The 22,060-nt window shown below is 67.4% G+C and carries 20 protein-coding genes; 16 read left to right on the forward strand and 4 right to left on the reverse strand.

The features are described 5' to 3' along the window. Window positions 1–168: 168 nt before the first annotated feature. The 3 genes from OXC99_06345 to OXC99_06355 are packed head-to-tail and all read left to right on the forward strand — an operon-like array spanning window position 169 to window position 2,878. Window positions 169–741: a carboxymuconolactone decarboxylase family protein gene (locus OXC99_06345; GenBank protein ID MCY4624599.1), complete on the forward strand. Its 573-nt coding sequence runs from the start codon at window positions 169–171 to the stop codon at window positions 739–741. Window positions 742–767: 26 nt separating this feature from the next. After that, the gene (locus OXC99_06350; GenBank protein ID MCY4624600.1) at window positions 768–1,988 is read left to right on the forward strand and encodes a CoA transferase; all 1,221 of its coding nucleotides are present in this window, start codon (window positions 768–770) and stop codon (window positions 1,986–1,988) included. Then, complete coding sequence (locus OXC99_06355; protein ID MCY4624601.1) at window positions 1,985–2,878, forward strand: CoA ester lyase; 894 nt, start codon at window positions 1,985–1,987, stop codon at window positions 2,876–2,878. Before OXC99_06350 ends, OXC99_06355 begins: the two co-directional genes overlap by 4 nt. A 12-nt stretch (window positions 2,879–2,890) precedes the next feature. Here the strand turns inward: OXC99_06355 and OXC99_06360 are convergent, their stop codons facing one another. After that, complete coding sequence (locus OXC99_06360) at window positions 2,891–3,073, reverse strand: hypothetical protein (GenBank protein MCY4624602.1); 183 nt, start codon at window positions 3,071–3,073, stop codon at window positions 2,891–2,893. 277 nt (window positions 3,074–3,350) lie between these two features. Here OXC99_06360 and OXC99_06365 point away from each other — a divergent pair, with 277 nt between their 5' ends. After that, window positions 3,351–4,652, forward strand: a complete 1,302-nt coding sequence (locus OXC99_06365) for a Rieske 2Fe-2S domain-containing protein (protein MCY4624603.1) — start codon at window positions 3,351–3,353, stop codon at window positions 4,650–4,652. 92 nt (window positions 4,653–4,744) lie between these two features. Here the strand turns inward: OXC99_06365 and OXC99_06370 are convergent, their stop codons facing one another. Continuing rightward, window positions 4,745–5,851: a DUF4352 domain-containing protein gene (locus tag OXC99_06370; GenBank protein ID MCY4624604.1), complete on the reverse strand. Its 1,107-nt coding sequence runs from the start codon at window positions 5,849–5,851 to the stop codon at window positions 4,745–4,747. A 259-nt stretch (window positions 5,852–6,110) separates the two neighbouring features. On the opposite strand from OXC99_06370, the gene OXC99_06375 reads away from it, so the two are divergent. The 12 genes from OXC99_06375 (at window position 6,111) to OXC99_06430 (ending at window position 18,174) form a co-directional block, all read left to right on the forward strand. Continuing rightward, window positions 6,111–6,878, forward strand: a complete 768-nt coding sequence (locus OXC99_06375) for a hypothetical protein (GenBank protein MCY4624605.1) — start codon at window positions 6,111–6,113, stop codon at window positions 6,876–6,878. Window positions 6,879–7,015: 137 nt separating this feature from the next. Beyond that, the gene (gene selB, locus OXC99_06380) at window positions 7,016–8,896 is read left to right on the forward strand and encodes a selenocysteine-specific translation elongation factor (GenBank protein MCY4624606.1); all 1,881 of its coding nucleotides are present in this window, start codon (window positions 7,016–7,018) and stop codon (window positions 8,894–8,896) included. Next, window positions 8,896–9,714 carry a hypothetical protein gene (locus OXC99_06385; GenBank protein ID MCY4624607.1) on the forward strand — a complete coding sequence of 273 codons (819 nt, stop codon included), beginning with the start codon at window positions 8,896–8,898 and terminating at the stop codon, window positions 9,712–9,714. Before selB ends, OXC99_06385 begins: the two co-directional genes overlap by 1 nt. A 35-nt stretch (window positions 9,715–9,749) precedes the next feature. Then, entirely contained in the window at window positions 9,750–10,976 is a 1,227-nt protein-coding gene (locus tag OXC99_06390) for a DNA double-strand break repair nuclease NurA (GenBank protein ID MCY4624608.1), read from the forward strand. Window positions 10,977–11,010: 34 nt separating this feature from the next. Next, the gene (locus tag OXC99_06395; GenBank protein ID MCY4624609.1) at window positions 11,011–11,604 is read left to right on the forward strand and encodes a hypothetical protein; all 594 of its coding nucleotides are present in this window, start codon (window positions 11,011–11,013) and stop codon (window positions 11,602–11,604) included. Between the two features lie 65 nt (window positions 11,605–11,669). Beyond that, a complete protein-coding gene (locus OXC99_06400) occupies window positions 11,670–13,388 on the forward strand; it encodes an ATP-binding protein (protein MCY4624610.1) in 1,719 nt (572 codons plus the stop codon). A 133-nt stretch (window positions 13,389–13,521) separates the two neighbouring features. Then, window positions 13,522–13,755, forward strand: a complete 234-nt coding sequence (locus tag OXC99_06405) for a type II toxin-antitoxin system PrlF family antitoxin (GenBank protein ID MCY4624611.1) — start codon at window positions 13,522–13,524, stop codon at window positions 13,753–13,755. Further along, window positions 13,752–14,171 carry a type II toxin-antitoxin system VapC family toxin gene (locus OXC99_06410; protein ID MCY4624612.1) on the forward strand — a complete coding sequence of 140 codons (420 nt, stop codon included), beginning with the start codon at window positions 13,752–13,754 and terminating at the stop codon, window positions 14,169–14,171. Before OXC99_06405 ends, OXC99_06410 begins: the two co-directional genes overlap by 4 nt. 113 nt (window positions 14,172–14,284) lie before the next feature. After that, a complete protein-coding gene (locus tag OXC99_06415; protein ID MCY4624613.1) occupies window positions 14,285–15,118 on the forward strand; it encodes an SDR family oxidoreductase in 834 nt (277 codons plus the stop codon). A gap of 49 nt (window positions 15,119–15,167) precedes the next feature. After that, window positions 15,168–16,409 (forward strand): MFS transporter, encoded by a 1,242-nt coding sequence (locus tag OXC99_06420; GenBank protein MCY4624614.1) that lies wholly within the window; start codon window positions 15,168–15,170, stop codon window positions 16,407–16,409. 98 nt (window positions 16,410–16,507) lie between these two features. After that, window positions 16,508–17,788 (forward strand): hypothetical protein, encoded by a 1,281-nt coding sequence (locus OXC99_06425; protein ID MCY4624615.1) that lies wholly within the window; start codon window positions 16,508–16,510, stop codon window positions 17,786–17,788. An 86-nt stretch (window positions 17,789–17,874) separates the two neighbouring features. Beyond that, window positions 17,875–18,174 (forward strand): hypothetical protein, encoded by a 300-nt coding sequence (locus OXC99_06430; GenBank protein MCY4624616.1) that lies wholly within the window; start codon window positions 17,875–17,877, stop codon window positions 18,172–18,174. Window positions 18,175–18,188: 14 nt separating this feature from the next. Here the strand turns inward: OXC99_06430 and OXC99_06435 are convergent, their stop codons facing one another. Then, window positions 18,189–19,073 carry a DNA glycosylase gene (locus OXC99_06435; protein ID MCY4624617.1) on the reverse strand — a complete coding sequence of 295 codons (885 nt, stop codon included), beginning with the start codon at window positions 19,071–19,073 and terminating at the stop codon, window positions 18,189–18,191. A gap of 23 nt (window positions 19,074–19,096) precedes the next feature. Continuing rightward, window positions 19,097–21,937, reverse strand: a complete 2,841-nt coding sequence (locus OXC99_06440; GenBank protein MCY4624618.1) for an exonuclease domain-containing protein — start codon at window positions 21,935–21,937, stop codon at window positions 19,097–19,099. Between the last annotated feature and the right edge of the window lie 123 nt (window positions 21,938–22,060).

Here is a 22,060-nt window from a genome sequence, read left to right on the forward strand (position 1 = left end):
TGCTCCTTTGGGCCGGTTGCGCTCGGCGTACGTGTGCGCCCGTGCTCGCGCCCGTGGAACGCGAGTCGAGTATAGTATAGCCTCGGTGTTCGTGGCGGCAATGACGGACTGTAGTCACGCCCCAGACGCACTGGAACGGCCACAAATCGCACCCATACGGAGAGAGACATGACGCGCATCAAGCCGATCACCGACAAGGCGCAGCTGCCGCCGGAGCAGCACCACGAATGGGACGCGATCCTGGCCGAGCGCGGGCGCGTCCGAGGGCCGTTTGGGGTGTTGCTCCACAGCCCGGGGCTCTCGATGGGCTTCCTGGGGAGCGTCGCCAACGCGCATCCCCACGGCGTGGTGAGCGACGCGCTGCACGAGCTCGCGATCCTGGCCGTCGCGTACGAGGACGACGCGCCGTACCAGTGGTCGGCGCACGTCGCGCCCGCTCGCGCCGCGGGGGTGAGCGACGCGGCGATCGAGGCCGTGCGCGCGGGCGACGACGCGGGCGGCCTCGGCGAGGACGAGCGCGGGGTCATCGAGCTGTGCCGTCAGCTATGCCGCACGAACCGCGTCGAGCAGGCGCTGTTCGACGAGCTGACGGCGCGGCAGGGCGAGCGGTGGGGGATCGTGATGATCGCGACCGTTGGCCTCTACCGGTACGTGGCCGCCGTCAACAACGCCTTCGAGATCGACGTGGTCGAGGGTGACGACCAGTTGCCGGTGCGGCGGGGGTTCCACAGCGGGGGGTAGCATTGAGGGAGAGGAGTCTCACAGGCATGCCCATTCACGCCATGCAGTTTGACGCTGACGACCGGGGGCCGCTGGACGGTTTGCGGGTGCTCGACATGTCCCGGCTGGTGGCGGGGAACATGCTGACGCTGCAGCTTGGGGACTTTGGGGCGGAGGTCGTCAAGATCGAGCCGCTGCCGAACGGCGACCCGCTGCGGGCGTGGGGCGACAGCTCCGTCGAGACGCACTGGAAGACGTACTGCCGGAACAAGAAGAGCGTGTCGGTCAACTTGCGGGAGGCCGACGGTCGCGCCCTCGTGCGGCGGCTGGCGAGGGACGCGGACGTGCTGGTGGAGAACTTCATCCCCGGCCGGCTGGAGGAGATGGGGCTGGGGCCGGAGGTCCTGCAGGAGGACAACCCGGGGCTGATCATCGTGCGCGTTTCCGGGTTCGGGCAGACGGGGCCGTACCGGGAGCGGCCGGGGTTCGGCACGCTGGTGGAGGCGATGTCGGGGTTCGCGGACCACAACGGCTTCGCCGACCGCGAGCCGGTGCTGCCGCCGATGGCGCTGGCGGACATGGCGGCGGGCCTGTACGGCGCGATGGCTGTGCTGATCGCGGTGCGCGAGCGCGAGGTGAAGGGCGGCGCGGGGCAGGTGATCGACCTCTCGCTACTGGAGCCTATCTTCTCCATCCTGGGCGCCGACGCCGCGGGCTATCGCGTCGACGGGAGCATCAAGCAGCGCGTGGGCAGCGCCTCGAACACGGCGTCACCGCGCAACGTGTACGCGACGCGGGACGGCAAGTGGGTGGCAATGTCAGCATCGATCCAATCGATGGCGGAGCGCGTGTTCCGCGTCGTGGGGCGCGAGGACGCCATCGACGACCCACGCTTCAGGAACAACGCCGAACGGGTGCTGCACCGTGCCGAGGTGGACTCCATCATTGGCGGCTGGATGGCCGAGCGGAGCCTCGACGAGGCGCTCGCCGAGCTGAACGGCGCGGGGGTGACGGCCGGGCCCGTGTACGACATCGCGCAGTTCCTCGACGACCCGCACGTCATCGAGCGCGAGGTGGTGGTCGACCTGCCGGACGCGGACGTGGGAACGGTGCCGGTGCACAACATCGTGCCACGGCTGTCTCGGACGCCGGGGACGTTCCGCTACCCGGCGCCCACGCTGGGGCAGCACAATGACGAGGTCCTCGGCGGCGCGGGCGTGTCCGCCGACGAGCTTGCCGAACTGAGAGCGCGAGGGGTGATTGGATGACTGACGGACGGAGGCTCCCGGTATGGCGGTCGCTGCTGTACGTGCCGGCCAACGTGGAACGCTTCGTCGCGAGGGCGCACGAGCGGGGCGCGGACGGCATCATCCTCGACCTGGAGGACTCGGTGCCGCTGTCGGAGAAGGCGTCGGCGCGGGCGGGCGTACAGGCGGCGGCGGAGCGCGCCGGGCAGGCGGGCGCGGACGTGCTGGTGCGCGTCAACCAGCCGCTGCGGCTGGCGGCGCCGGACATCGAGGCGTGCGTATCGCCGGCGGTCGACGCCCTCGCGCTGCCGAAGCTCGCGGGGCCCGACCACGTGCGGCTGCTCGACGAGCTGGTGTCGGAGCTGGAGGCCGAGCGTGGGATGGCGGTGGGCTCGACGGCGTTCCTGGCGATGATCGAGACGCCGGAGGCATTCTTCCAAATCGGCGAGATCGCCAAGGCGAGCACGCGCATTGCGGCCATCACCATCGGCGCGGAGGACCTGGCGTCGTCGCTGGGGATGCAGCCGGACGCGGAGACGCTGCTGTACCCGAAGACGCAGTCCGTGTACGCGGCGAAGGCGGCGGGGGTGATGGCGCTGGGCATCTTCGGCACGGTGGCCGACTACAAGGACCTGGACGCGGTGCGGGAGGTCGCGCTCAAAGCGAGGCGGTTCGGGCTGGAGGGCGCATCGTGCATCCACCCGAGCGTGGTGCCGGTGCTCAACGAGGCGTTCAGCCCGGGCGAGGCGGAGGTCGCGCTGGCCAAGCGCATCATCGAGGCGAACGACGAGGCGGAAAAGAGCGGGCGCGGCTCGTTCGAGCTCGACGGCAAGATGATCGACGTGCCGGTGGTGCGGCGAGCGCAGGCGCTGCTCGCGCGGCACGAGGCGATTGTGGCGCGGGGCGTGTGACGCGTTTGATGATTACGGGTGCATGCCGGGGCCGCTGAGGTCCGCCATCGACAGGTTCTGGCAATTGGTGCAGGCGTCCTTGCCCCCCATGCCCGGATATGAATTGGCAGGCTGAATCCGGGCCCCTACGGGGCAGTCGCTGTAGAAGTGGAAAATCTTTGTGCTCTTGTCGTGGTAAGGCTTGACCTGCGGCATTGTCCACCTCCTGCTCTTGACCCCGGTCCGCCTACATGCCGCAAAGCTTACGCAAACTGGCGCACGGGTCAAGGGCGCGATGTATGCGCCTCGGTTCGTGCTTCGATTTCCCTCAGGGCGAACGGGGGGGGCGGGCGATTACAAGGTCGTCCCTACGGCTCCGCCCCCGCTGCCCCCTCTGGATACCGGCTTCCGTGGTATGCCGGGGCAGGTCGCCCCTACGCCCTTGCGGTAGCCTCTGCTATGCTGTGTGGCATAGTAGCCTGGGAGGTTGTTCATGCTGACGCGCGAGGACAACGAGCTCATCTGCCGCACGGGACCCGGCACGCCGATGGGGCGTGTGCTCCGGCGCTACTGGCATCCCTGCCTGCTTTCCTCCGACCTCCCCAACAACGACGGCCCGCCCGTGCAGGTGAAAATCCTCGGCGAGAACCTCGTCGCGTTCCGCGATGGCGAGGGGCGCGTGGGGCTCATCGGCGAGCGTTGCCCGCACCGGGGGGCGTCGCTGTACTACGGGCTGAACGGCGGTGGCGGGCTGATGTGCATCTACCACGGCTGGAAGTTCGACGCGGACGGCAACTGCGTCGACATGCCCTCGGACATGCCCGGCAGCCGGTTCCTGGAGAAGGTGCACACGACGTCGTACCCGGTCGTCGAGTCGGCAGGCATGGTGTGGGCGTACATGGGGCCGCGGGATCTGCAACCTCCGCCGCCGGACTTCCTCTTCAACCGGCTGCCGCTCGATCAGGTCGTGGCGGCGAAGTCTCCCGTGTACTGCAACTACCTGCAGAGCATTGAGGGGAACATCGACTCGTCGCACCTGGGGACTCTTCACCGGCGGCACGCGGACTTTACCCTTGAGCCGGACGAGACGGACCGGCCGGGGGTGCCGTCGGCGAACCAGCGGTCGTACCTGCTGGCGCACTACCGCTTCGCCGAAATCAACGTGCAGGACACGGCGTACGGCTTCCGGCTCATCGGCATGCGGCCGACGGACGCGGGGCACCGGCACCTGCGCATCACCAGCCACGTCTTCCCCGTGTGCAGCATGATCGCCAGCCCGGGCGTGGCAAGCGGCACCTTCTTCATCGTGCCGACGGACGACGACAACTGCATGCGCTTCTTCGTGCGGTGCAACCCCGACCGGGCGATCACCGACGACGAGCGCGCGTCGACGTACGCGGAGAACACGATCATGGACCCGGCCGACCCTCGGCGGCGGCTCAAGCGGGCCGACAACGAGTACCTGATCGACCGCGCGGTGCAGCGGACAACGCTCGTCTCCGGCATCTGGCCGAACCCGGAGCAGGACTACGCGGTGACGGAGAGCATGGGGCGCATCGTCGACCGGACGCGCGAGCACCTCTACTCGGCCGACGGGGCGATCATCCGGCTGCGGCAGCTCATGATCCGCGCGGCCAAGGGTCTCGACGAGGACATCGACCTGCCGGCGCTCGACCCGGGCATCCCGTACCACCTGATCCGCTCAGAGGAGGTCATCGTGCACGAGGACGACGACCCGTGGCTCGCGGGCGCGGACGCAGGGGAGACGGCGCGGCCGGGGGAGCGGCTGTGGTAGGGGGAGTCCGCTCTAATGGAAATCACAAAGTAACTAGAGATACATCACGGACTGCCCATTATGTGCGCGCCGGATTCTACGCTACTCGCTCCTTAAGAAAGGCTTAGAAATCGTCGTCCTCCTCCGAACCCAAACCCAGGCTCGTGTATCAAGATCAAGCCGGTTTCACCTTCTGGGATTTGGAAGCAGATGTTGCCGATTGTTTGTCCTCCAGAAAAAACCTCGACGCTCCCAAGTGCGTCAGGGATGACAGAGAAGCCACAAGAGGGGTCGTAGACCACGCGGTTATTCCCAATGAGATTGAAGTCATAACTTGCAACCTCAACTGAGCCGGACGCATCGGAAGGATAAGCAACTTCAACAGAGATCATAAAGAAACGCATCCCCTTCTCAGGGGAATCGTTAAACTGGTTTTCCGCAGCTATTTGCTCGCGAGCGTCCTGAACAATTCCAAGCACTCGAATGACTGTACCGTCGGATCCCATCAGGACTTCTCCGGCAGATACAGGATCGTCGAGGGTGAACCCTGATGGTGGCACAGGGACAGCCATAGCACCTAGAGAGAAGACGGCTTGTCCCAACGTAAAGATATCACCGGAGAACCGCCAAGTCAGACCCGTTGCAGTCGTGGGGATTTGAAATCCCGCCTCTCCTCGGAGAGTTCCTCCCGGACCAATTTCACCGTCTGGCGAAGCGCTGCCAGAGGCAGCAACGGCGGTGAAATCAATGTCGTATGACCTCCCTTCAGCATCGCGAATCTCCATTTGCAGCAAAGTGCTGACTACTTCAGGTTGAGGTCCTTCGTTTCGAAATGTGACATCTACGTATACGAAGTAATTTCCTGCCTCAGGCATCCACAAGCTATCGCCAAGAGAGCCTCGTACACCATTCACAGTGATATGAAGGTCGCCAAGTCGCACGGTATCTCCGACATTGAATACTTGGGGTTCAGGTATTGCAGTGGGTTCAGGGGTTGGTGTCGCAGCAGTAGCAGTGGGTTCAGCGGCAATTGTCGGGACGGGTGTAGCTGCCGGGGTGTCGGTTGCAACCGTCGTGGGTTCAGGATCGGGTGCCGATGGTTCAGCGCTTGCGGCTGTAATAGGTGCAGTTGCCGGAGTATCGGCTGGCTCTGCTGTGGCTACTAACTCCGGCTCTTCTGTAGCGCAGGCAATCATGGCGACCACCAGCAACACCAACATTGGTATGATTGGAGCTCTAGGGTTCATTATAAAGGGACCCCCTCGCAGCAAGGATTCGGCGCGTTGGGCAACGTACCTTATCCCCATGCTGTGCGCTGCGAGAGGGCCATAGAGGCCGAGTCCTCGCACGCACAGTGAGAGTGAGACGTTGCCCAACGCACGAATAGGTTAGGATGATGGAGTACCCTTGTCAAACTCAGAAGGGTTTATGGGTAATCAACTATATAAGTTCCTAATGGAGGCTAGGAGGGACTAAAGCATGTTGCCAGATTTTTCGGAGTTTTCGTACGGATTCGCATTCACGCACGAATATGTTAATCGCAATCCAAGCTTAACGAGTGCGCCCGAGTTGCCATCACTAATCAAGGAAGCGGAAACAGGCACTGATTTGAAACTAGGATATGCGGGACATCCCAAGTATTTTCAGTTCAAACTTTCGGCTTATCTGAATCGAAAAAACGCCATCCATTGGCAGGATCACCTTCGTTCGCACTATCGAGTCCGTATTACTACGCATCCTCGGCCTAACCAGCCAGTAGGTACCGACCAGCATTCTCAACTCAAGCGCCTTGCAACGACTGTGGATGATGTCGTTTATGTTGCGCCTAGATTTCACAGTTTGAATGACTTCAACCGGTTCTTTCTTCAGGGCAGGATTACGGAAAACAGTTTGTGGGCGCCCGTGAAGGACTTGCCCTGGGTTTTTGACAGCGACGTTCATTATTTGACTTTCACTAGGAGTCAGACGATACCCCTGTGGCATTCGGAAATAGTCAAGCTGGAAGGAAGCTTCACTTCGGATGAACACTACGAGAGAACTCGTAACAGAGTTACAATTGATGAGGATTTCTTCAGAACTCTTCACAGTAGGCTGCAAGCCTCACTGCAAGAAAACCAGAGGCAGCTACCAAGCGGTCGCAATGCCAGTGACAGCGATGACTTTGCGAGTGTATTGAGGGACACTTATCGTCTATTGACCACACAATACGGGCTTCAATTGGTAATCCTTAGGGAAGAACGCGGGTAACGAAATCACGATTGGACTGTGTTAGAAGGCCACACAAATTATAGTCGTACTATTTCAACTCTCACTTATTTTTAATTGCCTCTCCTCGCCTCCCGCCCCCTCTGCTATCCTGAACGCACTCTCGCGAAGGATTGCGCATGTACGTCATTGGGACTGCGGGCCACGTTGACCATGGGAAGTCGACGCTGGTGAAGGCGCTTACAGGCATTGACCCGGACCGGCTCCAGGAGGAGAAGGACCGGGAGATGACCATCGAGCTGGGGTTTGCGTGGTTCACGCTGCCCAGCGGCCGCGAGATCAGCGTCGTCGACGTGCCGGGGCATGAGCGGTTCATCAAGAACATGCTCGCGGGCGTGGGCGGGATAGACCTCGCGATGCTCATCGTCGCGGCGGACGAGTCGGTGATGCCGCAGACCCGCGAGCACCTGGCCATCCTCGACCTGCTGCAGGTGAAGCGGGGCATCGTCGTGCTCACGAAGGCGGACACCGTCGACGAGGAGTGGGCGGACCTCGTGCGCGGCGAGGTCGAGGAGGCGCTGGAGGGCACGACGCTGGAGGGCGCCCCGATGGCGCTCGTCTCGGCCGTCACGGGGCAGGGGCTGCCGGAGCTCATGGCGCTCATCGACGCGATGCTGGAGGAGACAGTGCGGCGCGAGGACCTTGGGCGGCCGCGGCTGGCCATCGACCGCAGCTTCGTCATGCCGGGCTTCGGCACTGTCGTGACGGGGACGTTGCTGGACGGCGCGCTGACGGTGGGGCAGGAGGTCGAGCTGCTGCCGTCTGGGCTGCGGCGGCGCATCCGCGGGCTGCAGTCGCACCAGCAGCGCATCGAGTCGGTCGGGCCGGGGAACCGGGTCGCCGTGAACCTCGCGAACACGACGCAGGAGGAGGCGGAGCGCGGGCAGGTGCTGACGCTGCCGGGGTGGCTGCAGCCGACGACGACGGTGGACGTGCAGATACGCATGGCGCCCGGCGCGCCGATGCCCATCCGGCACAACCTCGGCGTTACCTTCCACGCCGGGACGAGCGAGAGTTTCTCCCGCGTGCGGTTGTTGGACGTGGGCGAGCTGCGGCCGGGGCAGGAGGGCTGGGCGCAGGTACACCTGACCGACCCGATTCCGCTGGTGAAGGGTGACTACTTTGTGGTGCGTTCGTCCCAGTGGACGCTGGGCGGCGGGCGCGTCGTCGACCCGCACCCGGCGCGGCACCGGCGGTTCCAGCTCGGCGTGCTGGAGAAGCTGGAGGTCATGGCCGAGGGCTCGCCGGAGGACCTTGTGCTGAAGGCGCTCGAGGGCGCGGAGCCGTGCGGGCTCGCGGCGCTGGCGCGGGCGGCAAACCTCGCCGTCGCCGAAACCGCGACGATTGTGGGCGAGCTTGCGGAGGTGGGCGACGTGGTAGTGCTGGGCGGCGCGCCGTCGGACTCGGGCGCCGTGCTGATGACGACACCCGGCTGGGCGACCGTTCGCGGGCAGGCGGACGCGGCGGTGCAGGCCTACCACACGGCGAACCCACTGCGGCCGGGGCTGCCGCGCGAGGAGCTGCGCAACCGGCTGAAGCTCTCGCAGGCCGTGTTCACGCTCGTGCTGCAGCGGCTGGCCGACGAGGGCGTGCTTGAGGAGACGGGGGCGGTAGTCCGCGCGCCGGGCCACCGCGTCGTGTTGTCCGACGCGCAGGAGGCCGAGGTCGCGAGGTACGTCGCCGCGCTGGAGCGCGAGCCGTACGCGCCGCCGACGGAGATCGCCATCGACGCGGCGCTCGTGGGTGTGCTGGCGGAGCGCGGCAGCGTGGTGCGCGTCAACGACTCGATCGTGTTCGCGGCGGGCGCGTACCGGGAGATTGTCGACCGCATCGTGGCGCACCTGCGGGAGCACGGGGCGATCACGGTCGCGGACGTGCGGGACACCTTCGGGACGTCGCGGAAGTACGCGCTGCCGCTGCTGGAGCACCTCGACCAGCTACACGTCACGCGGCGGCAGGGCGACCAACGCGTGCTGCTCCGCGACCCGGGGCGGTCGTGATGCAGGAGCGCGTCTACGGTGTGGACTTCAGCGGCGGGAAGCAGGCGGGCAACAAGATCTGGATAGCACAGGCCGTGCCCTACCGCCGGGGAATCGTGGTGGAGGACTGCGCACCAGCGACCGACTTCCTGGGGTGTGCCGCCGACCGCGGTGAGACACTATCGGCCCTGCGCCGCTTCATCGCCGGAGCGGAAAGCGCGGCGTTCGGCTGCGACTTTCCCTTCAGCCTGCCGAGGGAACTGCTAGCCGCCGAGTCGTGGGCGGAGTTCGTGGCTGGCTTTGCGAACCGATACAGTACGGAGCACGAGTTCAAGGCGCATTGCCTGGAAACAGCGCTGCAATCATTGGGCCGCAAGGAGCTGAGACGGCAGACCGACGTCGAGGCGAGGGCGCCGTTCTGCCCATACAATTTGCGCATCTACAAGCAGACCTACTTCGGCATCAAGGACGTGCTCGGCCCACTGGTGGCCGACAACGCCGTCAACATCCCACCCCTGCACTACTCGGAAGACGACGCTCCATGGGTCATGGAGGTGTGCCCGGCAAGCACGCTCAAGGCGTCCGGGCTTTACGGGTCCTACAAGGACGCAAGGGGGAGCGTCGACGCTAGAGATGGCATCCTGGAGGCGTTGAAAGGCTCCGGCCGCCTCACATTCGGCAACGGGGACGTCCGGCAGCGAGTGCTGGAAGACCGGCATGGGGACGCGCTGGACAGCGTGATTGCCGCGGACGCAACGTTTCGCGCGATTGCCGACCCTGAACGCATAGTTCAGGCACACCGTTTTCCCTACTATCTTGAGGCGTGCATATTTGTGTGAGCCCGTCCACTCTGCATCCAAGCGGAGGCATTCACATGGCCCTTGACCTGTACCGGACTGCCGCGCAGATCGACGCTGCCGTCGCGATTGCGGACTTTGGCGCGGCGAGGGAGCGGCGGATGGATGCGGCGCTCGCGGCGCTGCGGGATGGCGACGCCGCGACGCTGAACGCCCGCGTGGAGGCGGCGCAGGGGTTGCTGGCGTTTTTGCCTGCGGAGGCCGTCGAGCCGCCGGGCGCGGTCTTCGACGCGCCGGCTGCGCCCTCGGACTTTAGTGTGGTTGCTACTGATGGGTCTCACATTGACGTGAACCGGCACCTGCCGCTGCGGTGCGCGCTCGTCAACATCGGCGGGTGCAGGCTGACGTACGGCGCGGGCGCCGACGCAGAGCTGTTCAGCCGACCTCGGCTGCGGACGTCGGACGCGGAGCTCTTCTTGCGAGACCCGGACACACCCTCGGCGCGGCATGCGGTCGAGGGCGCGCTGATGGGACTGGTGCGCACGGTTGAGGAGGCGGTCGCGCTGGCCGAGGCGGTGGAGGCGGACGACGGCGGGCTGCCAACGCTCGCGCTGCTGGACGGGACACTGGTGATGTGGGAGCTCGGCGGCGAGCTGCCGCCCCGGGGGCGCTACCCGGACTACGTGCGCGAGCAGCTCCTCGACGACGGGCTGCTGGCGGCGCTGGAGCGCATCCGCGACGCGAGTGCGCATCGGCAAGTGGCGGTCGCGTCGTACATCAGCCTGCCCAACAGCGCGGAGGTGGTGAACCTGCTGCGGCTGGGGCTGTGCGACCTCGACCCCGTCGGGCATTGCCAGACGCACTGTCGCGCGCTCGTGCCGGGCACGAGGCGGTGCGACGCGGCGCACGGGCTGACGGACCGCGAGCTCTTCGAGCGGACGCTGGCGCCGGGGCAGCGCTCGGCGGTGTTCGCGAGCCGCTCGCCCGTTGCGCGCGACGCCTACGGGTCGAACCGGGTCCACTTCTTCTACGTGAACGTGGAGGAGGAGATCGGCCGCGTCGAGGTTCCGGCGTGGGTGGCGCTCGACCCGGCGTTGCTGTCGCTGGCGCACGCGCTCGTCGTCGACAACGCCCGGCGCGGGGCGGGGTACCCCGTCGCGCTGCAGGAGGCGCACGAGCAGGCCGTCGTCACGGGCGCGGACCGGGAAGCCTTCCGAAACATGGTGGAGCGCGCCCTAGAGGAGCGTGGGTTGCCCGTGTACACTTCACAGAAGCAGCGCTCCAAGCGCCGCCCCTGGGTTTAGGCTCCCCGACCGCAATCACCGACGAGGTACCGCTTTGACGACTGTTCCCCATCCTGAGGCTCGCATCGGCGAGGTGGTGGAGGCCGGCTCCACCGAGTTCGCTGCCGAGTGCTACACGCTCTACGGCGCGCCGCCGCTGGGCGCGCTGGTGCGCGTCGGCGACCCGGCGGTGTACGGCGTCGTGTACAGCGTGACGACGGCGGCGCTCGACCCCGGACGGCGTGTGGCGGCACGCGGCGCGGGCGAGCCGGACGAGGCGTCGGTGTACCGTAACAACCCGCAGATTGCGCGGCTGCTGGCGACGCATTTGCAGGCGCTGGTGGTCGGCCACGACCGCGCGGGAACGCTCGCGCAGCGGCTGCCGGCCGCGCCGCCGCGCATCCACGCCTTCGTGTACTGCTGCGATGACGCCAACGTGCTCGCCTTCACCGAGCAGCTCGACTACCTGCACTTGCTGACGACGGCCAACGTGCCCGCCATCGACGAGGTCATCGCGGCCAACGTGCGGCTCACGGCGGAGGGCCGCGACGACGGGGACGGCTTCCGCGAGCGGGCGGCCCACACCCTCGCGACGGAGCTGGCGAACGACGTTACGCGGCTGAACGCCATTCTGCGAGGCATCGCATGACGCCGGAAGAGACGCGGCCAGCGGACGTACCCTCTCCCAAAGCCGGTTTCAACGCCGATGGACACATGGAGGAAGGCGCCCTGGATTCCGGCATTCGCCGGAATGAGGGTGTTGGGGTGGCGTCGGGCGCTCTCCTTGGCGCGGTGGTCGGCGGCTCCCTGACGGAGGGCGTGGAGGTGCGGCTGGCCGAGGGGGCGTCCGTCGAGGACATCCCCGTCGGCAGTTATGTCGTCATCCAGGGCGAGCGGCGCCGGTTCTTCGGCATGGTCAGCGAGGTCAGGCTCGCGTCCACCGACGCCCGCTTGAGGAGCGCGCCCGGCGGGTTCACCGATCCCCTCGTTACGCGGGCACTGTCCGGCACGGCGGCCTACGGGACGATCACTGTCCGGCCGCGGCTCACGCTGCCCGCCGTCGCCGGCGTGGAGGGCGACATCGCACCCGCGCGCACGGTGCCGTCGCACTTCTCGCGGGCGACGCGCGCCACGGACGCGGACGTCGCGCAGGTGTTCGGCGCGGAGGGCGGCGGCAACTTCGCCGTGGGCACGCCGCTGGACATGGACGCCGTGGTCTGCCTGGACCTCAAGACGATGCTGCAACGCTCCAACGGCGTCTTCGGCAAGAGCGGCACCGGCAAGAGTTTTCTGACCAGGCTGCTGCTCATCGGCGTGCTGCAGAGCCGCCTGTCGGCGCTGCTCATCTTCGACATGCACAACGAGTACGGCTGGGAGGGCGGCGACGTGGAGCGCGGGCGGCGCGTGAAGTCGCTCAAGCAGCTCTTTCCGTCCGAGGTGTCCGTCTTTGCGCTGGACGAGCAGCGCGCCCGGGGCGCGAAGATACAGCCCGACTTCACCGTCGAGATCGGCTACGACGAGATCACGCCCGAGGACGTCATGGCCCTCCGCGAGACCCTCGGCGTCTCCGATGCCGCGGCGGAAGCCGCCTTCGCGCTGGGCCGCAAGTTCGGCGACCGCCGGTGGCTGCGTGAGTTCCTGCGGCTGGAGGGATCGGACGAGATCGGCGAGCTGGCGAACGCCATCAACGTGAACGGCGCGGCCCTTGCGACGCTGCACCGCCGCCTGACCAACCGCATCGCGCGGCTGCCCTTCCTGTCGGACGCGGTGGGGGCGGACGCGGTGGCCGCAATCATGGACCACCTCGACCGCGGGAAGCACGTTGTGCTGGAGTTCGGGCGGTACGGCGACGACGTGATTGCCTACATGCTCGTGGCGAACCTGCTGACGCGGCGCATCCACGACCGCTACCGGGAGCGGCAGTCGGCGGACGCGGGCGAGGGCCGCGCGACAACGCCGCTCACCATCGTCATAGAGGAGGCGCACCGTTTCCTGAGCCCGGCGGTGGCGGCGCAATCGCCCTTTGGGGTGATCGCGCGGGAGATGCGCAAGAACAACGTGACCCTGCTGGTCGTCGACCAGCGGCCCAGCGCCATCGACGCCGAGGTGCTGAGCCAGGTGGGCACGAAGGTGTGCTGCCTGCTGGACGACGAGCGCGACGTGGACGCCGTCATGGCGGGCGCGTCGGGCAGCCGCGAGCTGCGCACCGTGCTGGCGGGCCTGCGCTCCCGGCAGCAGGCGCTCTTCTTCGGCGAGGCGGTGCCCATCCCCGTCGCGGTGCAGGTGCGCGACTACGGCACGGACACGAGCTACGACGCGCTCATACGGCGGCGGCCGCGACGCGAGGCGGCGACCGTTCGCGCCGAGGGAAATCGAGGCGCGGACGCCCCGCCAGCCTCGGAGGATGAGGACCACGACCCGCTGTTTGGGTAGGGGATCTTCGCCAAACTCCCTCGCCGGGGTCAGAGGGAATCGAATCAGAAAGACCTGTACTGCAGCAACTTTCATTGATATACTTGTGAATGCAATGCATAAAGGAGTAATGTAATGCATTTGAGGGAGTCGCATGATTGAATCCGGGATAACTTCAAGAGGGCAGACCACATTGCCCAAGGCCGTGCGTGAGGCCCTCTCCGTTCAGTCAGGAGACAGGGTGCGTTACATCATCCAGAACGGTGAAGTCAGGATCGTGCCCGTGCGCCCCATTGGCCGGCTTTTCGGCGCACTGCGGCATACCGGCGATGCGGTAACCCTCGAGGACATGGAACGCGCGATCATCGATGGGGCCACCGACTCGTGATTTCCGTCGACACCAACGTCATTGTCCGGTATCTCGTGAACGACGTCGCCGAGCAGGCGCTCGCCGCCCGAACGTTCCTGGAGGGGTTGACCCCCGAACACCCGGCGTTCATATGCCGCGAGGTTGCGATTGAGTTGGTCTGGGTATTGGAGCGGGCCTACGGGTTCAGCCGTGCCCAGATTTCGGACGTTCTTGTCGAGTTGATTGCCACCGACAGCATCGTGGTCGAGGCTGCGGACGACGTGGCCGGCGCGGCCAGTCGCTATCGCCGCGGAGGCGTGGGATTCGCGGACCTCATGGTCCTCGCGGCGGCCGAGCGAGCCGGTGCCACTCCGCTTCATACCTTTGACCGTCGGCTCGCGGGGGTGGACGGAGCGATTCTGGTGAACAGCCCGGCAGCGGGCGCTGCTTCTTGAACCCTACCTCGGGCCCTTCGACGAGCACAGGACGCATTCAGAGGGACCGTAGGCGTGCGTCGTAACCACGGAATTGGGGCGCTTCAGGTATACTTGCGCGTGAGGAGGGAACCATGCCGGAGAGACCACCAAGGTTGGAAGGGAAGGTCGCCGTTGTTACTGGCGGCGGCAGCATTGCCGAGGGCATCGGGAACGGGAAGGCGACGAGCGTCCTGTTTGCGCGAGAGGGCGCGAAAGTGCTCGTGGTGGACATCATCGAGGAGGCGGCGCAGGACACGGTGAACATGATCGAGGAGGAGGGCGGCGTGGCGTCGGTCTTCGTCGCGGACGTCACCAACTCGGACGACTGCTACGCCATGTGCCGCGCCGCCGTCGACCGCTACGGACGCCTCGACATCCTGGTCAACAACGTCGGCATCTCCTCGCGGGGCGACGTGCTCTCGCTGGACATCGAGGAGTGGGACCAGGTGATGGATGTCAACGTCAAGAGCATCGTGCTGGCCAGCCGCGCGGCGATTCCGCACATGATCAAGAGTGGGGGCGGCGCCATCACCAACCTGTCGTCCATCGCCGGGCTGCGGGCGCACTCGCCGCTGGCGTACTCGGTGTCCAAGACGGCCATCATCGGCATCACGCAGACCATGGCGTCCGACCATGGGCGCGACCTCATCCGCGTCAACGCCATCGCGCCGGGGCAGGTCTACACGCCACGGATGGAGATGCGCATGACGGAGTCGCTGCGGGGCCTCCGCGTGGAGACGGCGCCGCTGGGCACGGAGGGCACCGCGTGGGACATCGGCTACGCGAACCTCTACTTGGCGAGCGACGAGGCGCGCTGGGTCACCGGCGTTACCCTGTCCGTCGACGCGGGGCTCGCCGTGACGACACCCGCGACGCAGAACCGCGAACGCAGCGAGGCCATGGAACGGGCCAAGCAGCAGCAATAATGACGACACCCCCACACCAACCGGCGGCCCAACGCTCGCGCCGTATATCATGCTGCGGCCTTTAGCCCGCGTCCCGACGTTCCGTTCGGTCGTGAACCGCGACTGGCGTACGCTGTGGATGGCGGGCCACCTCTGGCACCTGGCGTTCTGGATGGACCTCATCGTCCTGGGTTGGCTGGTGCTGGAGCTGACCGACTCGCCGCTGCTGGTGGCGCTGGTGGGCACCTTTCGGCTCATCCCGCTGGGCGTTCTCGGCCCCATCGCTGGATCCGTAGGCGACCGGCTCTCCAAGAGGCGGATGCTGCTCTTCGCTCAGTCCATCAACATTACGGCCACGGTGGGCTTCACCCTCGTGCTGCTGGCGGGCCGGGAGCAGGTATGGCTGGTGTACACGGCAGCCATGCTGACCGGTACGGCATGGGCGATCGACTTCCCGGTGCGCCGGGCATTCATTCGCGACCTGCTTCCCGGCAGGTTCGTGGTGAACGCGATGGCCATCGACGCTGCGTCGCTGACGGGCATGCAGATGGTCGGGCGATGGATCGGCGGGGGCATTCTCGCCATCGCGGACCCGACGGCCGCCTACGGCTTCCTGTCCCTGGGCTACCGGGTGGGGTTTGCCGCGCTGCTCCGCGTACCGGAAAGCGCACATGGCCGAGTGCCCGCGCCGCCCGCCGGCAACCCTCTCGTCGCCGTGGCCAAGGACTTGGCGTCCGGGCTTGTGTACGTGCTGCGCAACCCCGTGTTGCGCAACGTCTTCCTGGTCACCGTGGCCATCAACCTCTTCATCGCGCCATACCTGCAGATCACACCGGTCTTCGCACGCGACGTCTTCGGCGTGGGACCGGCGCTGCTCGGCATCGTGAGCGGCATGGATGGCTTGGGCGCGCTGATCGGCACGATGGTCGTGGCGAGCATGGTGGGGTTGAAGCGGTTGGGGCGCCTCTTCATTGGCGGGTGCCTGCTGCTCGGATTCTCTGTCGCCGTGTTCAGCCAAGTTCCGGCGGTCGAGCTTGCTATACCGGTGATGATTGTCGTGGGCTTTGGCGTGTCGGGCTTCGTGACGATGCAAACGACGATATCCGTGCTGCACGCGAGCCCCGAGATGCGCGGCCGCGCGATGGGGGCGGTCGCGCTCGGCATCGGCGGGATGCCCATTGGCATGGCGCTGCTGGGGTCGCTCGCCGAGGCCTATGGCGCGCCGATGGCCCTGGGCATGACGGCGTCGACCGGGCTCCTGCTGATTCTGGCTGTCGCGATCTTCCAGCCCGCGCTCCGCCGCGCGCAGTAGCGGCGCATACCAGCGGGCGACGCGGCCCGCGCACCCTTCCGTGCTATGCTGGATACGTGCGCCCACCGTCGGCAACGGGACGCGAGGAGACTGACGCCGTGCCGCTTGAGACCAACATCGCCACGCTCATGCAGGAGCGGCTGCCGCCGCCGCTGCTTGCCGCGCTGCGCGCCGCCGGCGAGGTCGGCGAGCCGCACGGCTTCCGCGTCTTCCTCGTCGGCGGCATGGTGCGCGACCTGCTCGCGGAGCGCCCCCCCGGCGACCCGGACCTGATGGTGCAGGGGCCGACGCTCTCCATGAACGCGGCGGCGGCATTCGCCGTCGTGCTTGCGAGCGCGCTGGACGGCAGCATCGGAAGGCCGTCGCTGTTCGGCACCATCAAGCTTGAGGTGGACGATCTGGCCGTTGACGTCGCGACGGCCCGCACGGAGACCTACGCGCACCCGGGGGCGCTGCCGACCGTCAGCCCAGCGCCGGTTGAGGCTGACCTTGCGCGGCGGGACTTCACGGTGAACGCCATCGCGGTAGACCTCGCCCCTGCGCGGTTCGGCCGGACGCTGGACCCGCACGGCGGCTTCGGCGACCTGCGCCGCGGCGCGCTCGCCGTGCTGCACGACGGGAGCTTCGCCGACGACCCCACGCGGGCTTTTCGCGCCGCCCGCTACGAGGCCCGCCTCGGCCTGCGCATGACGCCCGCGACCGAGGCGGCGCTGCGGCGGGACATAGGCCACGTTGACGCCCTCAGCGGCGACCGGGTCCGCCACGAGATGGAGCGCGTATTCGCGGAGCGTGAGCCGGAGACGGCCCTCGCCCGCGCGGACGAGCTCGGCCTGCTGGAGGCGGCGATGCCGGGGCTCTCGTGGAGCGCGGCCCTGAGCGATGCGGCCCCGGCAGTGCGGGAGGCAGAGCCGTCCCTTCGGACAGCGGGTCCGACGGGGTGCCTCGCGCTGCTGGCGTCGCCGCTCTCGCACGATGACGCCGAGCAGCTCATCGAGCGGCTGAACGCGCCGAGGCCGTGGGCAAAGGTCATCGAGGACACTGCCCTGGTATGGGAGCAGCTTCCGTATATCGCGCCGGCGGGCGTTGCGCCCTCCGTCGTCTACGACATGCTGGAGGGGGCGTCGCCGGAGGCCGTGCTCGCGTGGGCCGCGCTCTCAAAGGGCGCCGTCGCAGCCCGCCTGCGCGACTACTACGACAACCTCCGGCACGTTCAACCGTTCCTGGGCGGAGACGACCTGCTGTCGCTCGGCGTACCGCAGGGGCCGCTGGTCGGCGAGCTGCTGCGGGAGCTGCTGAACGCGCGCCTCGACGGGCTCGCCGCCACGCGCGAGGACGAGGAGGCGCTGGTGCTGCGGCGCTTGTCATCGCGGGTAGAATGAAGGCTATCACTCCATCCTGAAAGGAATGCGCAATGCCAAAGGAAGCGTATGTCTACACCTGGAAGCGCTGAACCACCTGCCGCAAGGTGAGAGAGGTTCTCTCACAGGCAGGCGTGGAGGTCACAGAGCGTGACTTCTTTGAGGATCGGCTGTCCGAGGACGAGATTCGCGCGCTGGCGTCGGCGTCCTCGGCGACGGCTATGTTCTCGGCGAAAAGCCCCACGGTGAAGAAGCTGGGGCTCGACCCCGCGGCGCTGAGCGACGACGAGAAGGTGCAGCTCATGTCGGGCGAGCCGCGCCTCATCCGCCGGCCCATCGTCGTCATCGACGGCGTCACGTACCCCGGCGCGACGGTGAAGTCGCTGGCGGGGGTGCTGGGCGGCTAACTCTCGAATCGCCCCTACGACTCAGCCTCCCCCTTCGTACGCGCTGTCTCACGGCGGCGGAAGAAGAGGTATTGCTGCGCGTAGCCCGCGTACGGCCCGAATGCCTCGCGCGTCCATGCCCAAAGATCGCGGTAGCTGAGGCGCCGGCCGTCGAGATACCAGTCTTCCAATGCGCGCCGCACCCAGCGGTCGATGGGCGCCGCGTCCAGTTGGTCCAGCGCGAAGAGGAGGACGCAGTCGGCGACCTTCTCGCCGACGCCGCGCAACGCCACCAGCGCGGCCTTCGCGTCCTCGTACGGCACGGCGCGGAGCGCGTGGAGGTCCACGCCGCCCGCGGCGACGGCCTCCGCCGTGGGCGCGACGTACTTCGCCCGGTAGCCGAGGCCAAGCTCGCGCAGGCGCGTCTCGCCCGCCGAGGCCAGCGCGGACGGCGTCGGGAACGCGCGGCGGGTCAGGGCGCCGAGCGTCACGGACTCCCCCAGCGTGTCCGCCAGCGTCTCCTGCATTTTCGCGATGCGCGGGATGTTGGAGTTCTGCGAGCAGATGAAGGCGATGAGGCACTCCCACGGGTCCTGCCGCAGGATGCGCAGCCCCCAGTGCTGGTGCACGGCCGCCGACAGCCGCTCGTCCTCGCAGAGATGCGCGTAGATGGCGGGGAGGTCGTCGTCGAGGCGGAAGTAGTCGCGGACGGCGCGGACGGCGTCGGGGTGCGCGTCGGGGTCGAAGGTGACGCGGAGGCCGTCGGCGTCACGCTCCAGCGTCAGCAGCCGGCCCTCGATGAAACCGCTCCAGACGCCGCCGTCGTTGTGCCAGCGAAAGGCCTGGCCGCTCTCCAGCGTCAGCGGCAGGTCAAGCGGCTGGTCGACGGCGACGTGTGCGGCGGCGAGTGCGGTGGTCATCGGCAACAGTATACGGCGGCGGGCTAGCTCTTGCCCGCCGAGAGCCACCGCCGCACGATGTCCGGCATGTCTCGAAGCTGGGGTTGCTCCACCGTGCACTCCGGGAGCGAGCGCATGAAGAGGCTGCCGTAGGAGCGCGCGGTGAGCCGCCTGTCGAGGACGGCGACGACGCCGCGGTCGCTGGCCGTGCGGATGAGGCGCCCGAAGCCCTGCCGGAAGCGCAGGACCGCCTGCGGGACGGCGTACTCCTTGAATGCGTCCTCGTACTCCTCCGAGCGGGCGGCGAAGACGGGCTCCGTCGGGACGTCGAACGGCAGGCGGGTGAGGGCGAGCACGGTGAGCGCGTCGCCGGCGAGGTCTACGCCCTCCCAGAAGCTGGCGGTGCCGAGCAGCAGCGCCTTGGGGTTGCCGAGGAACTCCTCGAGGAGCGTGGCGGGCGCGCCGTCGACGCCCTGAGCCAGGACGCGGATGTCCTCGCCTTCCAGCGCGGTCCGTGCCATCTCTGCCGCCGTCCGCAGCGCCGCGTGCGACGTGAACAGCGCCATTGTGTGCCCGCCTGCGGCCCTCGCCAGCTCCGAGACCGTTCGCGCGATGGTGGCGGCGTAGCCGGGGCTGTTCGGCTCCGGCATGTCCCTGGGGATGCACACCAGCGCGGACTGCGGGTAGTTGAAGGGCGATCCCAGCAGCAGCTCCTGGGCTTCGCGCAGGCCCAGCCGCTCCCGCAGCGGCTCGAAGCTCTCCGCCACCGTCAACGTGGCGCTCGTCAGGATGACGCTCTCGCGGCGCTCGAAAAGCTGCTCCCAGAGGGTTTCGCCGACGTGGAGCGGCGCGATGCAGAGGGCGACGTTGCTGAGCTGCGTGCCCTCGACCCAGAAGATGCTTTCGGCGTCCTGCTGGTACATGAACCGGTCGGCGTTGACGCGGAGCTCGATGAGCGAACCCTCCCGCGTCGCCAGCTCCGAGCGGATGGTGTCGTAGTCCGTGACGTCGTTCTCATCCAGCCCGTCGAGGGAGGCGTAGAAGGAGTTGAGCGTCCGCAGCAGGTCGCTGAGGGCGCTGCTCGGGTTCTCCCACGCCACCTCCAGCGCGGCCCAGTCCGGCTGCGCGCGGACGGCAGAGGTGACGCGGAGCGGGTTCTGCTGGCCCTGGACACCCTCGTTGCGGGCCTGCACGTATCGGATGAGACGCGGGAAGAACTCGTCGAGACGATCGCGCGCACGGCCCGCCGCCTGCACGACCTGCTCGGCGGCGTCGGCGGTGGCCTGCCGCCGGGACTGTGCGGCGGGCGACATGCGGAAGGCATTCACCGTCTCCATTACCAGCCCGCGCGGGTTCGCGAGCTCGTCAAGCAGCTCGGCCGCCTGCGCGTGGGCGACGCGGATGCTGAGCTGGCTGGTGGCCTCCGCCTCCAGGTGCTGCGCCTCGTCGACGATGAGGTAGTCGTAGTCGGGGATAAGGCCACCGCCCCTCGCGATGTCCGCCAGCAGCAGCGAGTGGTTCACGATGAGAATGGACGCGGCCTCTGCGCGGTCGCGGGCGGCGCGGAGGAAGCAGGCGCCCTCGCCCGCGGGGCACAGCCAGCTCCCCTGGGCGTTCAGCCGGTCCCAGACATTGTTGTCGGGGCGGGCCATGCGCAGGTCGGCGCGGTCGCCCGTCGCGGTATCCTGCAGCCACGTCGTCAGCTTGCCGAGGAAGCGGGCCTCGTCCACCGTCAGCGTCTGCGACGCCCGCATGTGCGACCATCGCCGCAGGCAGAGGTAGTTGGCGCGGCCCTTGAGCGTGGTGAAGCGCAGGCCGGCCGCGCCCGTGAGGCCCGCGGCCTCCAGGGTCTTCGCGGCGGTCTCGACGTCCTTGCCCGCTAGCTGCTCCTGCAGGCTGATGGTGTTGGTGGAGACGACGACGCGCGTGTTGTTGCGCAGGGCGAAGGCCGCCGCCGGAAGGAGGTAGGCCATGCTCTTGCCGACACCCGTGCCCGCCTCCACGATGAGGTGATGGCCCTCCTCGAAAGCCTGCGACACCGCCCGCAGCATCTGCTCCTGCTCGACGCGGTGCTCGAACCTGCGGGCGACGGACGCGAGCGCGCCGCCCGGCCCGACGAGGGCCGCCGCCATGTCCGCCGCGTCGTCGGGAAGCGAGTCGTTCGTGAGCGGCTCCGCTGCCGCAGTGCGCCGGGCCGGGCGGATGCGCCGCTCCAGTGCGACGGTGTCCACGCCGCCGAGGACCGACGTGCGGGCGTTGCCGCGCGCTGCCTGCTCCGACGATACGGCATTGAGGAGCGGCGCCAGGGGCCAGCTGGCCGCGCGGGCGAGGCGTGCAAGCTCGACCACGACGCCGGGGTCCGACTCCAGCGCAATGTCGACGAGCCGCTCGAACACCTGCTGCGTCGCGACGGCGTCGTCCAGGGCGCGGTGCGCGTTCCACGACCTTATGCCCAGCGAGCGCGCGAGCATGTTGAGGGCGTAATTGCCGCTCGGCAGCAGCATGGACGCGATGTCGCGGGTGTCCCACACGGGGCCGGGGAAGCGCACACCGGCCTTCGCGAGGAAACCGATGTCGAATGAAACATTATGTCCGATTATCGGCGCGTCGCCCACAAAGTCGCGGACGCGGCCGGCGATGGCGGAGAAGGGCTGCGCGGCGTCCACCTCAGCCTGCTTGATGCCGGTCAGGCGCTGAATGAACGGGGAGAGCTTCCGCTTGGGGTTTGCCAACTCGGAGAGGGTCTCAACCGTCTCGCCGCGGCAGAACTTGACCGCGCCGACCTCGATGATGGTCTCAAGCTCGGGGTCGAGGCCGGTCGTTTCCAGGTCAAGGCAGACAAAGACATCATGCAGCGAAAGCTCGTCGGTGGAGAGAAGTGTCACGGACGTATCATGCTCCAGTTCTGGAGGTGGTGAACGACGGGGTGTAGGCCCCGGCGTCTTCTCGACTTGTCACTCTGCGGACATTCTACGGCAGCGCAAGCGCAGGCCGTCAACTATTGCGCC

The sequence above is a fragment of the Chloroflexota bacterium genome (assembly GCA_026713825.1).
Taxonomy (GTDB): Bacteria; Chloroflexota; Dehalococcoidia; order Lucifugimonadales; family UBA1127; genus UBA1127.

Bases quoted from the DNA above. Each gene is read 5' to 3' on its own strand.
- OXC99_06345 (MCY4624599.1), top strand. From the start codon at position 169: ATGACGCGCATCAAGCCGATCACCGACAAGGCGCAGCTGCCGCCGGAG.
- OXC99_06350 (MCY4624600.1), top strand. From the start codon at position 768: ATGCCCATTCACGCCATGCAGTTTGACGCTGACGACCGGGGGCCGCTG.
- OXC99_06355 (MCY4624601.1), top strand. From the start codon at position 1,985: ATGACTGACGGACGGAGGCTCCCGGTATGGCGGTCGCTGCTGTACGTG.
- OXC99_06360 (MCY4624602.1), bottom strand. From the start codon at position 3,073: ATGCCGCAGGTCAAGCCTTACCACGACAAGAGCACAAAGATTTTCCAC.
- OXC99_06365 (MCY4624603.1), top strand. From the start codon at position 3,351: ATGCTGACGCGCGAGGACAACGAGCTCATCTGCCGCACGGGACCCGGC.
- OXC99_06370 (MCY4624604.1), bottom strand. From the start codon at position 5,851: ATGTTGGTGTTGCTGGTGGTCGCCATGATTGCCTGCGCTACAGAAGAG.
- OXC99_06375 (MCY4624605.1), top strand. From the start codon at position 6,111: ATGTTGCCAGATTTTTCGGAGTTTTCGTACGGATTCGCATTCACGCAC.
- selB (MCY4624606.1), top strand. From the start codon at position 7,016: ATGTACGTCATTGGGACTGCGGGCCACGTTGACCATGGGAAGTCGACG.
- OXC99_06385 (MCY4624607.1), top strand. From the start codon at position 8,896: ATGCAGGAGCGCGTCTACGGTGTGGACTTCAGCGGCGGGAAGCAGGCG.
- OXC99_06390 (MCY4624608.1), top strand. From the start codon at position 9,750: ATGGCCCTTGACCTGTACCGGACTGCCGCGCAGATCGACGCTGCCGTC.
- OXC99_06400 (MCY4624610.1), top strand. From the start codon at position 11,670: ATGGAGGAAGGCGCCCTGGATTCCGGCATTCGCCGGAATGAGGGTGTT.
- OXC99_06405 (MCY4624611.1), top strand. From the start codon at position 13,522: ATGATTGAATCCGGGATAACTTCAAGAGGGCAGACCACATTGCCCAAG.
- OXC99_06415 (MCY4624613.1), top strand. From the start codon at position 14,285: ATGCCGGAGAGACCACCAAGGTTGGAAGGGAAGGTCGCCGTTGTTACT.
- OXC99_06420 (MCY4624614.1), top strand. From the start codon at position 15,168: ATGCTGCGGCCTTTAGCCCGCGTCCCGACGTTCCGTTCGGTCGTGAAC.
- OXC99_06435 (MCY4624617.1), bottom strand. From the start codon at position 19,073: ATGACCACCGCACTCGCCGCCGCACACGTCGCCGTCGACCAGCCGCTT.